Consider the following 13917-nt stretch of genomic DNA (forward strand, 5'->3'; position numbering starts at 1 on the left):
CCTACCGTCCATTAGGAGGGCATATATCCATATTTGCGCAGCATCTCTCTCAATGGACCTCGATTCATGCCTGCATCAACCACCAACTGGGGCAAGCGTACCCCGCCGATGATATTGACTTCAAGCATCACCGGCCCCTGATCGGTCAGCGCAATATCCCACGCCTGCATCTTTAAGCCTGGCAACGATGCCGTGCCTTCCCGGCAGAGTTCCAGCACCTGCTCCCAATCGGGTAGCGTAATCCCTACCAGCCGTTTTCCCGTATCCGGGTGCTCGGAAACATTCCGACGCTGTAACCCCAAACCCGTAAACAGCCTCCCCACGACTCCCGTCTCAGGGTCGATAGGCCCTACTAAATTGCCAGGCTCCCAATAATTGTCGGCCATTGCGTTGCCCACGGCGACTTTCCAGAGAGTGCTAATCACAATAGGCTCTGGATCCAGTAAAGTCACTACGCGGACACTGCAAATGCGGCTACCACACAACTCCAATAACAGGGGGTGTGGCTTCAAAAGCTCCTGAAAAATCCACCCTTGTTTCGCCAGGGGCTCGAGAGCAACCACAAAATCCGTCACAGCCATACGCTGTCCATTAGTCAGCACTAGCTCATCGCTTTCACGCTCAAGCCGCTCGATGGCGTATACATTTTTACCCCACATTCCAAGCACAGGTTTGGCAACCAAAGGAAATAGCGCCTGCTCGCGAAGAAACTGCCCAAGCTGCATACCATCGCGCACCGCTGTCAAGGGGCCATGGCGGCGGATCGGATGAAAAAGCGCATGCAGTTTGGGCGAAGGCAATTGCAAGGCATCGAACAGGCCGTATGCCACCAATTTATCGTTCGCAATGGCATGCCAAAAGTGGGAATCGAATAATTCCCAAAGATCATATGTCATGTGTCGGCCAAGAAAGGCCCTCTTCTGCCCGGGACTAAAGCGCCGATCATCGAACAAACAATACTCGTAATACTCATAGGGAGCCAAGCGGCCCTTACCCCAGCGCAAGGCAATCATCTCAATAGCCTGGCTCAACAATGATTTCCCAGATGCCTTACGCGCTGCCCTGCCATGTTCCCACAACTCACCCGGCAACGCGACAAAATCCTTGCAAAACCGGCTAACGCGCTGGCGCAGTCTCCAAAACATGACAGTTTAATTGCTACCGTGGCTGGCGATCTTAGAGGCGGCGGGCGCCATCGCCGGAATGGAGGTTGGATCTCCCAGGCCAATCATAGTAGGGCGATAGCGGTCCTGCACCTGCGCAACAGCCCAATGAAACTTGTATCCCGTTCGGGAAATTAATAGGCGAAGGGAAATAGGCATTCGCAGGGGCAACCCCAAATTATTGCCCCGCCACACGATCCAATGATATAAAGTAGCCTGCATTTGGCGCAGGCGGTGGCGCATCGATCGCCGGTTGCGAGACTCAAGTTCCTCCGAAAATGCCATAAGAACCTGTCGCGATCCTGCCGAAAACATCGCCCCATTATCCAAGGTCACCCAAAAAGGTTGAGTAATCGCCTTTTTCTCCTGTCCAAATGATTCCCGCTCAATGCCTGCCGATTCGGCCAGCCGCCGAGGAATCGGCCTATCGTAAGTACCTCCAAGGCGCCAGGGAGCCATTTCAGGGGATTGGGAAATCCGCAGGATCTCGTCGTGGCGGGGCATCGTCAAGACCGGCAACGGTGCGTGAATGAACCCCAATCGCAACCGGAATTCCCCCAATGAGGCCCCGGAAGGATCCTTGCTCTTGAATTGGGTGCTATCCTCAATGGCTTGTGGTTCGAAGTCCCAAATGGTATCTCCTCGGAATCCAGTGAAAAATACCGTGCCGGGGAGGTGTTCGGCCAGCACCGACATCACTACATCATCGCCGCCATTGCCCGTAGCCAGAAACTCGGCCTCGGGAATAGCTTCATTTTCAAAATAAAGAGAGCGGTCAAATTTCATGACATTGAAACCAAGCTGCCGCCCGATTTGACCGCCGTCATCACAAGCATTCTGTGGATTACCCACATCGCCGTTAAGCTCCATCCGGGCACTGCAAAAAGTTACCGCTTCAGTACCACCACATTTACGCGCGATGACGGCGCACGCCGGCGAATCATAGCCGGTGGAAACAGTGGCAAGCGGCTTATAGGTAATGGAACGGCGAAGATCATTCGCATTATCCATTACCTGTTGCGCCATCCCTTCGAGATAGCCCGCATAATCCTCATAAGTGCCAAAATGGGGAAGAGCGGGTGGACAGTCCGTATATATATGAAGGTCGCGATCAATCCGGAATCGGCGGTAGTACTGAAGCTGAATCCGTCGGCCTTGCGCGGTAGGAACCCACTTTCGGGCACGGTGATAGCCTTTTACTACCGACAAAAACTCCGACTCATACCCCACGTGCATCGGATCGATCGCATCGTCAAGCACCGCAAGCAGGTAAATAAATGAATTGGAGACAAAAAGACAATCACCATCCCGGCAGAAATGCAGGCGCTCCAGAGTATGGCTACTGGGGATGAACACTACTTGATCATCGGAGAGAATTGCCCCGGAACCCAACACTGCTTTGGCGTCTAACAAGCCACGCCAATCGTAAGGTCCATCCCATCCGCCTTCAAAGAAAAAATTAACTTGACTCTCCACCCAAGGTCCGTGCTCTACAGTCACAATATCTGAGCCCTGCCTAAGATAAGCACACCACGCTAGCCGCGGCAACGCCGCGTTCATTTGCATTCTAAACTTCACTGCCCTATCCCCCCTCTTGTCGCTTTACGTTCCATAGACGATGACTGATGATGGCTAGTGTAGTGGGAAATAGGGCAACGCTCCACATTTTTTAGCGCCAACTGCAAAAAAGGGCCAACTAAACACGGTCCATGACACCTTTCAAGGGGTTAGAGCCTATTGTCAATTAAGCTAGATGAAGGCGGAAACAAGCTATAGTCATTCCAATGTACTGTCTTTGTTTTTTCAACAAAGCAAAGAATTGATTGAGATCGCTAGCTTAAGAGAATATGTTGGCATATAAAAGCGCGCATTATCCATAACGATAACACTGAGCTTATTCAGATCTTTAAGCAAGCAATCCTTGATCCATGTGTTAACCAACGCGTTGTTGTTGCATGAGCCTTTGAACGCCACGGGTGCAAGCCACTTATCTCGCCGTTTTTGCAATTATTACCCAATATTCCCCTATAAATTTGCCCACGCGGTGCCCAAATTATGCGGGCGATAGCTGTGTTTTTTAAAGCCGCACTCATCGAATATATGCGATATTGTCTTTACCGTGGCGCTTGAAAAAACCGCGTAACCGAGCCAGGTAACACGCTCTTTACGCATCGCTTCTTTCTAGCTTACCCTCTTCGATAAACGATGTAACACACTGTCTAAAATCTAACGAATAAGTCAGTCTCAATTGGAATGACTATAGACAACACCGAGTAAAATTTTAGCGCTTTTATCATAGCGGCTTGTGATGCCCTTGAATAGCGGCTTGTGATGCCCTTGAATTGGTTAAATTTGGCGAAGAAACCCCTGATTTTGAAGTTCCATAGAGTGTAAATAACCCCCCTAGCCGATTTGCATAGCGTAGCTACGCACAAGGCGCGAGGGCCAAAGCTAAATGTTGTTTCAGCGTTAAATTCGCGCTATGATTTCCCCGCTGCCAAGAGCGTGACCTGCCCTCGAGAGGAGGGGAAGTAAAGTAATGCGCGCCGAAAATGGTATCAAATTGAGGATTTGCACAATAAGTCGTAGCCAGTGCGAAGGATCTATTGAAACACGAATTAGCCGGACTATTGAAGTTTTGCAGGAACAAAATTGATATCAGTCGCGATGAAACTCCAAATACTAACCTAGAAGAATTTTCTCTGATGGTTGAAAGTTTAGTCAAACTTATATGTCTTGGAATTTAACTTGTTGTAAAGTTTCGGTGCCACCTTTGGCATGGTGTTTGCTCTTGTATAAAAACGGCCAAGCCATTTTACTGCATGGCGCTAATGTCGAAATCAGTGATTTGGGTTTTGTTGAAGGTGCCTGGAGTGGTGCGTTTATTGATTACGCTTTTGATAGAACAGATACTTTCATGGGGACAGGGGGGCGTATACGTAGCTCGACATTCATTGTTTCGACCCCCTCACACAGCCTGGATCGTATCCACTACACGAGATGTAAACATTCAATTATTCTATCTAATTCACTGGTTTTCTTACTAAATCAACTAGGAGACCGGTTAGATCCCTGCAACCCTTTCTATGTGAGGGACTTGTCCAGCTACATTGGCGGCAAAAATAAAATGCGTAAGTGGATCAAAACCCTTTCAAAACGCAAAATCTACCTTGCGCGTATCGCTAATCTTGAAATTAGCACCGACTTGGACGTGCGAGTTATCCCAAGACAACTTCCCGTTATTGGCGAGGATTTTGCTAGTTTTAGCGATTTTCTGAGTAATACTGTTTCGGCGCTGGCAGAGAATGCCCGGGACCCTAAACGGAAAATAAAATACCATCCTGTGTCGACAATTTCTTCTGGCTACGATTCTTCAGCTGCGGCCGTTCTGGCCAAGAAGGTCGGATGCAAAACCTGCTTGACTATCGCAAATGCACGGGATGATTTAAACGAATTTACAAACCTTGACGATAGCGGTGCACCGATTGGCGATCGTTTGGGGCTAATAGTGTGCGAGTTTCGCAGAGATCAATATTTAAAATCAGCAGATTATCCAGAAGCTGAGTTCCTTGCATCCGGAACGGGCGGCAATGATGTGATACTTGCCGATGCTGAGCCCAAACTGGCCAATTCATTGCTCTTTACAGGGTTCCATGGTGATAAGGTATGGCAACGAAATAAAAAGAAAGTAGCTGACGGCGATATGATCCGTGGTGATACCAGTGGCTCTTCTTTGCTGGAATTCCGCCTTCGCACTGGCTTTATTCATTTACCGATACCGTGTATTGGTGCAACCCGTCAGACGATAATATCGGAGATATCCAATTCACCCGAAATGAAACCTTGGTCGGTTGGTGGCGCATATGATCGACCGATTCCAAGGCGGGTTGTTGAAGAGGCGGGTGTGCCAAGAGAAATGTTTGGTCAAGAAAAGAAAGCGGTTGGGCAGCCATTCAACGCTACTCCCAACGTATCATTAGTGCATGGCAGGCCGCTGCAACAACTACTTAGCCAGAATTCGTATGCAGATTTCCAGATCTGGCTAAAAAATCTAAGTTGTAAAGATACATTGCTCAATAATCGTTCATTTAAATTAATGCGTTTTCTACATTCACCCTTACCTTGGCGGATAAGAAATTTGTTGTATACAATAGGAATAGTCAAACGAACAATTAGTCTATTAGATGAATTTCGCTATACTTATCCGCTCACCGAGCATGATTATTTATTGCAATGGGCCATTGAAAAAATGGCGCATGTGTATGACGTTGATCATTCAGATTTACCGCATAATTTAATCCCCTCAAAACCACTAAACGAATCATAAATATGCCCCCCTGTGTGAATTCCGAAAATTATCAGACCCCTATATTGACAACACGCCCTAGTTATTAACTAACTGGCCACAACCGACTTCGAGTCTGGGAAAATAATAACCTCAATTCGTCCCAGATGGGATGACGAAGCGCAAGCACAGCCACCAGCCAGCCTACCCCAGCTCCAACGGCGCTAACAATAAAAGCCTGCCAATGGGGCTGTCCGCTCTCAGCCGACATCCCTAGATAAAGCAAGGGAAATGCTATCGTAGCAGTAGTGACCAATAAGCTTGAAACAGTAGCTTTTATGTAGACCCTACCTTTGAGGCCAATAGCGGAACGCATCAGCAAAGAGGAATAAAGTAAACCCACCACGGCCGGAAAGACCATGGCGAAAGCAACAATTTCTAATCCATAAGGAATAGCTAACATCACCGCCAAAATCGTTGCCAACAGCGTGGCCACCCTTAACCGTACTAATAAGTGTATCGCACCAACCGCAACCAGAGCCTGAGCGGTAAAGGCGAAAAGCGCATCAACCGCCGCATAGATGGACAGAATACGAGCTAGAGGAACTGCCGCATCCCACTGATCACCAAAGAGGATTCGCACCATTGGGAATGCCGTTATGGCAACAAAAGCGTAGCATGGCCACGCGAGGACCGTAATTAGCCTAAGCCCATGGGCATAAAAATCTGCGACGCTCTCTCCCGCACGGTGTTTCGCTGCCATGTGAGGCAATATTGCCGGACTTACGGCCGATAGCACCGTGCGATCGAAGAGTCGAATAACCCCAAGCGCCTTACTAAAGAAACCTACTGCCGCGGCACTCAAATACCGACCAATGACCACTTCGGGCGTTCCCTGCTGAAGCTGGAACGCAATGGTTGAGAGCGTAGCCCGACCGCCAAAGCTCATAACTCTTCGCCACTCATAAAATCCTGGGCGCAAGATAAAGTGGCTAGGCCCTAGAAGACGCGCCAACAGCACCGTGGTAATTACACCAAGGAGTGCGCTCCAGGCTAAGCTCATAGCACCAAGTCCTATCCATGCGAACCAAATACCGCTTGCTGCACGGACAAATTCACTGGTGACACCCACCAGGAAAATGGTGGCGAACTGCATCTCCCGATTCAGGTACGAGAGAACTACAGAACCGAACGGAATTAAAACGAAATTAATGGCAAGAACTCGCAGAATTTCGGTCACCCGCTCGTCCCCGTAAAAATCAGCGATCCAAGGCGCAGCAATCGCTAGCACGATGGCCATAGACCAAGCTATCGTCAGCGTGATTCCAAAGGCGGAGCGGATACGATCCATAGTAAGCTCCTTCTCCTGCACGATATACCGGCCTACGCCAAAGTCACGCATGGAATGAGCAAGATTCACGAAAACCACCGCCATGGAAAAAATACCGATCTCGGCCGGAGTAAGCAGGCGCGCCAGCACCATCGTGGAAACGAGGGAAATCACCAACGTTACATAGCGGTTCAGGGTGGTAACCACTATTGAGTACCGAACACCGGGCTTAGTCTTACTTTCAAGCATACTCTCTTTCTTGTCCTTTTCTACCCCAGGCTGCAAGTAAGGGGCATAATATGGCGACAGCTTTGCTTACCGCCTACGTCTAAGTAATATCCCCGATAATCTGCTAAATGGGGAGATCGCGGGCAGTGTCCACACCCTCAACGTAGCATAAGTTATCGTCTAGCAATCCGAGTACTTAAATTACTTGCGCAGCTCAAGCATGGTAAACTTGCTGTATCGGTCCTTAGCTCGCGCTATAGCCCAAGGAAAGATAAATTGCCTGAGGTAAGTCGGCTTACCCTCGAACCAGCTTGCTGTACGCCAAATAGCCGGCTTCCGCTTGGCCCATTCGGCATAACGATTGACGGTTTGATGAAACCACCGATCCAAACTGGCACTAGCGAGAGGAGGTACTTTTCCCCTCTTCCACCATGTCGATCGATGCTCCTTTAACCAGATTAAAAAATCTTGCAAAGAAGAGGGTGTTAGAAACTCATCGTAATTATGAATTATTACTGACGCCATACGCTTCTCCATACCGAAGGCTTCTCGAGGGACTCCTTTATTTTCGACGATACGCCGACATATGGGACGGCTGTATTCACCACTGATATCCCACTGACTCATCTCGGGATCATTGCTGATCCTATTCACCGCTTCTATAGACCGAACTGCCCAGAACGGGACTGGGCAATGAATAAAACCAGCCCATAGTCTAAACTCAGTTAAACCCAGCCCAGAAGGATCACCGCGAACGATATTGGCGCCCAGATGCTTAGTGCGTTTGCCCCACATTTTATCGCCATGATAACCCGTCATAAGAACCCGTCCCGCTAAAGTCTCCGCCGCTGCACTAAAGCGTACTTCCTCTCCCATGCTATTGGCGGCAATAAAAGGAATTTCCGGTTTCTGCAAACATCGCCATGCGGTACCTGACAAAACGATGGGGCGCACACCGAGATAACTGGCTATGCCTTCCCCACTATCCTCTTCGTTGAGGTGAGTCCGATCAAAGCAAATCGCCTCATCGCACCCAACTCCACTAGCCAAGGCCATTAGCGTCGGCGAATCATATCCCGTAGACAACGTCCCTAACATACGCAGGTGTTTGGAACGGGTGGGAGAACAAATATTTTCCGCCAGCTGCTCCATGGTACTTTCCAGAAAACCCAGATATTGTCCGAAATTAGCAAGCTCCCTATTTACGCTAGGCTTAGGAACGACAGAAGCCATGTTCCCATCCCACCGCACATTATCGAAATAAACAAGCTCGACATCTCCTTTAGAAGTTGTTAAAAGCCGCTTGTAATTATCGATACCGTAAACAACTGAATACAGATCTTTATAGTAAAATCCATATGCTGGATCTAGATAAGCATCAACTACAGATAACAAACATACAAGTGAATTGGACAACCATACGCTTCTATCCCTTCTTAACATATTCAAACGATCAACCGTCGATCCAGACGAGACGAATATCATGACTGAATCCCTTATCCGTCCTCCGCTTCCCGCAATTACATCAGTTTGATCAAATCCTCCTGCCTCAAATGATCCGGGCCATACCGCTTCACAAAAGAAATCCGGGGTAACCTCTACCCGTGAACCATGGTAAATAATAATTTCTTGATTACCTTTGTAACATTCCGCAAGCCATGCTTGACAGGGCCAGCCGCTCATTAATTGATATTTAAAATGCATAGTATCTATTTACCCTACTTGTGTGTCGGCTTTAATTAATGCGAAATATTCACCACTTAGGCATTGGTTATTCACCGCCAGCCAAAGCAATCCGCTCTAAAAACTAGCAATTTATTTAATGATTAATTAAACTGAATTGAAATATATTAATCTACATATATTAAAAAATTAATCTTTACTATCTCTAAGATGATAGAAAAAAACTAAATCACGTCTTAATAAAGGCAAGTGGTTTTAGCGATAAACTCAGTAATGACAAAATTAATACGCATACATATTTTTGGGAAACCATTCTATTCAGCAGAACGGTGGCTAGCGTCTAATAAAAATTTAATTAATTTTCTCATCCACGGAAGCACCAAAGCCCTTATTTCACGGTTATGGGCAATCGTATACAAGCGCAAGAGCTATTAATTTCTCATGATTTTTGGCGTGCTGTCTCTTCAAGCAAAGCATGAGGCTAGCCAAATATTGGCGGCACTTTTTAAACGGATCCATCGAGATGGTACGCCCGATCAAATCCGAACGTTTGACTTTCGCCTGGCTATCACGACCATAGCAGGCACTCCCAACAGTCGACCTCGAATAAATATAATACCCTTTTCAACGGGCCAACTTGTCATCCTCGCCGATATCCCCATTAGAGAATACGTAAGCTATTTAGAAAAAACCGATGCACTTTCCCCAGATCTCCCTTTAGCTTGGTCGCTACCGGGAAGATGGATCGCTATAACCGTGCCCCATGACATAAATAAACCTATCCAGTGGGCCTCAGACCCTATCGGAGCACAGTGGCTCTATGTTACGGAAACCTCCGGTGGGCTGGTATTTTCCGATAATTTTTGGGCTGTTGCTAAAACGGTTAGCAGCAGCCAAGGTATTGACCCAAAAGCCCTTTGCCACGCTCTGGTCCTAGGTTACAACCTAGGAGAAGAAACCATCACGCCTGGCATAAAGCTCGCTCCCGGGGGCTGCGTTTACCAATGGGATGCTGGCGATTTTCGTATTATCCGTAGCCATCAGCTTGAATACGGCGATAAGATGGCCGGAGCGACCGAAGCTGAGAAGATTACTCAAGTTCAAGCTGCCTTTTATGAAGCCGCTCTTTCTTGGAAGAAGGTTCTACCGGCCCGAACTGCTCTTTCTTTATCGGCCGGCCTAGACTCTCGAACTGCCTTGGCTTATCTCCAGCGAGCCGGCGTAGAGATGTCTTTCTACACTTTCGGGCAGCCCGGCAGCACCGAAGTGATAGGAGCCCAGTCCATCGCACAGCGTGTTGGTTATAGCACTCATCTCTTTAAAATTCCAGATGCCTCTTGGGATGACTGGGAAATAAATATCCAGACGCTGGGTACTATCGGTCCATTACAGCAATCAGGCTGGGCACATAGCTGGCGGACCATGTTAGCTAACGAAGCAGATGCAGTCGTGATCGGCTACTTGGGAGATGCATTAACAGGAAAACACCTTAGCTCGCAGCAATTTAACCGAAGCGACTGGGTCAATTACTGGACTCATTGGAGCTTAAGTTGGGAATGGCAGGAGTGGCCTGGAATCCGAAAAAAATGGCGCAGAGATCTCCCTAATAACCTCGCCGCTAGCTTTCGGCAAATTACCCAAAAACTAGAGGTTGCCTTCCCACACCAGCAGGCATTTCATCTTGATTTTTATTGCCGTCAACGCCGCTGGGTAGCCTCACAGCCTAATGATATAGGGGCGGCGCTGCTTCCCGTGTGCTTCTTCTATCATCCAGCCATCTGGAAAATATGGACAAATCTGGCCCTATCTGATCTAGAACGCCAACGCCTTTACAGGCGAGCAAACCACCAGTTATTCCCCGATCTTTTCCACCGTCCAGTATCACCCGCAGGAGATCTGTTTCAACGAGCCTCTCGGAAGCTTACCCGGTTTCTCAGGAGAACGGATACCGCGCTACCGCCATCAGAACGGCCGCGCGTAATTGATAGATCGCGAGCACTAGAAAGAAACCAGCAACAAATCATTGCCCAATTAGAATACAGCCGTGAACTACTAGAAGAGGTCGTAGATGTTGATTTCGTCCTAGAAAGGATAGGCGCCTTCGAGTTACAACGACCATCCGAAGCAGAGTGTGCAATGATCATGAGAGTAGTGAATGCATCCCATCTCATTTCGGCTATTATCTAGTTTCTCCCAAGTAGTACTAAAAAGTGAGAGAGGAAGAGACCAGGCGAGTAGATGGTTAATTCAATCTGCATCTCGTATAGCTTTCAGGCAACTCCCCTTGCAGGGAGTTGCCATAATCTAGTATAGGTAGAGTATAGAGATTGCTCAATTAGAATTAGAAGCGGATTTCAGCTCTGTAGAAGCGTATCGTTTACGGATTTTTTCCACAGCCCAATGAAAAAGCAAGCTATACTCCCTACCTGAAAAGGTTCCCGATGCTGGGCGGGGGACATCTAGATTTAATATCTCTATAAGCGAGCTAAGCCGGGCTTTGGAAAGATACCACCCCAAGGTTCCGTACCGTATCTTCCGAAATAGCCGAACTCTCACCTCCTCCGCCATGTGCCGGGTGATAGCTTGCTCATGAGGCTGGTTGCTAAGTTTCCTTTCTCGAAACTGTAGAAAATCATCCCAAGATTCTTTAGTAAACATTGTCGAAATATTGCTGGCAACCCACGTAGGTTGGGTCACAGCTTTCTTGATGGTACCAAAAGATTCCCTCGCCACCCCCGCTTCCTCAGCTATTCGCCGCGGAATAGGACGGTCATACCAGCCACCTAAGCGGAATTTAGCCATCTCATGGGATAATGAAATTTTATTAAGCTCAGGCCGCCTGTACATCGTTAACAAAGGAATAGGTAAATTCAAGAAACCTACCCGTAGCCGGAACTCAGACATGGAACCACCGAGGCCGCCGGTTGTGGACCGCCCGTAGCGGTGGTGGTTGACATTCTTAGTAGTGACCTTCCACAAACCATCGCCGAAATCCCCCTTTACGAAAATCCGCTTCTCAAGTACGGTACTCAAGGGTGCATAAACAACATCGTCGCCGCCGTTTCCGCTAGCCATGAATTCAGCCTCGGGATATTGTTCCAACTCAAGATAGGCTTCCCGTTCAATTGGCAGTAAGGTAATTTCAAGTGCCTTGGCAATGTCGGTTGCATCCTCCATATGCCCGTGTCGCGAATCAGCAAACGTTACTGCTTCCGTGCAACCAATTGACTTAACAAGCGCGGTACACGCTGGCGAATCATAACCCGTTGAAAGTGAGCTTAACGGCGTATACCGAATAGTTCGAGCAGGGTCTGTAGCATTATCATAAATAGCACAAATAGATTTAGCGAGGTAATCGATGTACTCCGTATAATCGGTAAATGCAGGAGGCGTAGGACGAGATATTCGCCGTTGAATGAGGTCATGGCCAACCGCAATGCCATCATGATAGTGAAGAGTAGCCTGGTGCTTTCCATCGAGGGGAATTGAAGTTACCGCTTTGTTATACCCTTGCAGAATTGAGAAAAAATCCGTTTCGTAGAAGCCATAACTGCTTAATAGCTGGTGTGAGCTGGCCTCTAACAGATAACAGAAGGAGTTAGAAATATACAGTACATCTCCATTGCGTATACTGTGCAGCCGTTCGGTAGGGTAAGTCGCGGGGAAAAAAAATACTTCGCTGGCGCTAATCATACCACCCGATCCTAGCAAGACTTCGGACTCACCCAATCCACCCTTGGAAAAATCGCCCAGCCAAGCACCCTCCACAAAGAAAGTAGCTATCTGTTCTACCCAGGAGCCGTGCTCGACAAATATCGTATCATTCCCCTTAATAATTTTCGCACACCATGACAATCGGGGAATCGAGGTGTTTTTACGATAACAAAAACGAAAGCTCATACCCTACTCGCTAGCATTTTTTTTCTCAATAGCCACCTGGAAGAAAGGAAGCGCTCACCTTAAGAAGATTCCCACATAGCCAAGGAGAGCACTAACTAGGATTTTACTAGCCAATGAAACAAATTTTGGAGCGTGGACATACCAGGGGAAAATACCGCGGGCCAGAATAGCAGGAGTGCTAGGACAAAATCTGCACCCCAGGCCATAAAACTTCTAATCATGGTGCTTAACGCGAAAGAAGACATGTATGAATAGCTTCTACAAAGCCCCTACCGATAATAGCCTTGCCAATAGTATGATAATAAAATCATTGGTGATGGTAGTTTGAGGAGTAAGAGGAGTAAAAAGGTAACGGCTATAAGCGGGCTAACAAATACAGAAATGTGGTCAAAATATTTCTTCCGTATTGAACTTCACCTACTAAGACTTACCTCATAAATTACCTATAAAAATCACTCTATATTAACAATTTAGCAAAGGCTTTAGCACAATCACTATTCTAACAAACAGAGTTAGTATGATCGTGAAGATAAACTCCTCAGCTAATGATCTTAATGGACATTCCAGATAGAAGGCAAAATATAGGTAATTATACTACGGATCCTTAAAAAATCAAAGATAAGTCGGTAGTGCTCAAAAAGTAATGCTGCTCAGAATTATCGTATGACTTCTTGGTTGTAATGACAAATAAAGAATTTGATTGCACCGATATGATTAGCCAGTTTTTTCGAAAATAACAGGGTTTGACGAACCAAGCGCGAGACGCGCTGGGGCAAGGTGCAGTTAAACCGTTCGATGGCATTAGTTTGCCCCGAGCCGTTGGGACAAATTTGATGCTGCGCTGTAGGAATAATGCCCCGATAGGCCTCCCCATTATTGTCAGTGATAAAGGTAGCTTGTTGACGATAGCTTGTCGGAAGACGTAGCCACACCTGATGGGCACTGTCCTGTGAGCAGTCGCCGATATAGAAGGCCACTACTTGGCGTGAGCATGGATCGAGCGCCAGCTAGAGCCATTGCTTATTCGCTTTACAACCGACAAAGCTCCACAATTCATCAGCTTGGACTTCCAGACAAAGGAGTTCAATGGCCCGAGCGGTTGAACACCTAGATCATCAGTCAAGGGCGCGTATAGCTCATCGATAAACTGCAGCAACCACGTCGAGCTTCACCTCCAGTACCCGACAAATACCTCGCAACGACAGCCGCTCTAGCAGTCATTTTTTGACCAAGGTGCGCCTGGTCTCGTCAATTCGATGGGCGTCAGCCACAAACTGTCAACCACGCACCAGAGAGGCGTAATTTTGTTTACCGTAGTGGGGGCGACC

The 13917-nt window shown here is 47.6% G+C and carries 8 protein-coding genes; 2 read left to right on the plus strand and 6 right to left on the minus strand.

Translation table 11 applies throughout. The annotated features are described in order from the left end of the window. Positions 1-11: 11 nt before the first annotated feature. Together NWAT_RS08535 and NWAT_RS08540 are read right to left on the minus strand one after the other, a co-directional pair. Positions 12-1145: a sugar-transfer associated ATP-grasp domain-containing protein gene (locus tag NWAT_RS08535; RefSeq protein WP_013220701.1), complete on the minus strand. Its 1134-nt coding sequence runs from the start codon at positions 1143-1145 to the stop codon at positions 12-14. Between the two features lie 6 nt (positions 1146-1151). Further along, complete coding sequence (locus NWAT_RS08540; RefSeq protein ID WP_157679850.1) at positions 1152-2741, minus strand: hypothetical protein; 1590 nt, start codon at positions 2739-2741, stop codon at positions 1152-1154. A gap of 1213 nt (positions 2742-3954) precedes the next feature. Between NWAT_RS08540 and NWAT_RS08545 the strand changes: the two genes are divergently transcribed. Beyond that, positions 3955-5490 carry a hypothetical protein gene (locus NWAT_RS08545; protein WP_232420077.1) on the plus strand — a complete coding sequence of 512 codons (1536 nt, stop codon included), beginning with the start codon at positions 3955-3957 and terminating at the stop codon, positions 5488-5490. A gap of 64 nt (positions 5491-5554) precedes the next feature. Here NWAT_RS08545 and NWAT_RS08550 read toward each other — a convergent pair whose 3' ends face one another. Both NWAT_RS08550 and NWAT_RS08555 read right to left on the minus strand, forming a co-directional pair. Continuing rightward, positions 5555-7027: a lipopolysaccharide biosynthesis protein gene (locus NWAT_RS08550; RefSeq protein ID WP_013220704.1), complete on the minus strand. Its 1473-nt coding sequence runs from the start codon at positions 7025-7027 to the stop codon at positions 5555-5557. 180 nt (positions 7028-7207) lie between these two features. After that, complete coding sequence (locus NWAT_RS08555) at positions 7208-8710, minus strand: hypothetical protein (RefSeq protein WP_013220705.1); 1503 nt, start codon at positions 8708-8710, stop codon at positions 7208-7210. 420 nt (positions 8711-9130) lie between these two features. Between NWAT_RS08555 and NWAT_RS08560 the strand changes: the two genes are divergently transcribed. After that, positions 9131-10876, plus strand: a complete 1746-nt coding sequence (locus NWAT_RS08560) for an asparagine synthetase B family protein (RefSeq protein ID WP_013220706.1) — start codon at positions 9131-9133, stop codon at positions 10874-10876. A gap of 144 nt (positions 10877-11020) precedes the next feature. Here NWAT_RS08560 and NWAT_RS08565 read toward each other — a convergent pair whose 3' ends face one another. Both NWAT_RS08565 and NWAT_RS17430 read right to left on the minus strand, forming a co-directional pair. Further along, positions 11021-12589, minus strand: a complete 1569-nt coding sequence (locus NWAT_RS08565; protein WP_013220707.1) for a hypothetical protein — start codon at positions 12587-12589, stop codon at positions 11021-11023. 656 nt (positions 12590-13245) lie between these two features. Next, positions 13246-13566 carry an IS1 family transposase gene (locus NWAT_RS17430; protein ID WP_157679853.1) on the minus strand — a complete coding sequence of 107 codons (321 nt, stop codon included), beginning with the start codon at positions 13564-13566 and terminating at the stop codon, positions 13246-13248. Between the last annotated feature and the right edge of the window lie 351 nt (positions 13567-13917).

The sequence above is a fragment of the Nitrosococcus watsonii C-113 genome (genome assembly GCF_000143085.1).
In the GTDB taxonomy this organism is placed as follows: Bacteria; Pseudomonadota; Gammaproteobacteria; order Nitrosococcales; family Nitrosococcaceae; genus Nitrosococcus; species Nitrosococcus watsonii.

Coding starts and splice junctions, on each gene's coding strand:
- NWAT_RS08565 (WP_013220707.1), bottom strand. CDS start 12,589: ATGAGCTTTCGTTTTTGTTATCGTAAAAACACCTCGATTCCCCGATTG.
- NWAT_RS08535 (WP_013220701.1), bottom strand. CDS start 1,145: ATGTTTTGGAGACTGCGCCAGCGCGTTAGCCGGTTTTGCAAGGATTTT.
- NWAT_RS08550 (WP_013220704.1), bottom strand. CDS start 7,027: ATGCTTGAAAGTAAGACTAAGCCCGGTGTTCGGTACTCAATAGTGGTT.
- NWAT_RS08555 (WP_013220705.1), bottom strand. CDS start 8,710: ATGCATTTTAAATATCAATTAATGAGCGGCTGGCCCTGTCAAGCATGG.
- NWAT_RS08560 (WP_013220706.1), top strand. CDS start 9,131: ATGATTTTTGGCGTGCTGTCTCTTCAAGCAAAGCATGAGGCTAGCCAA.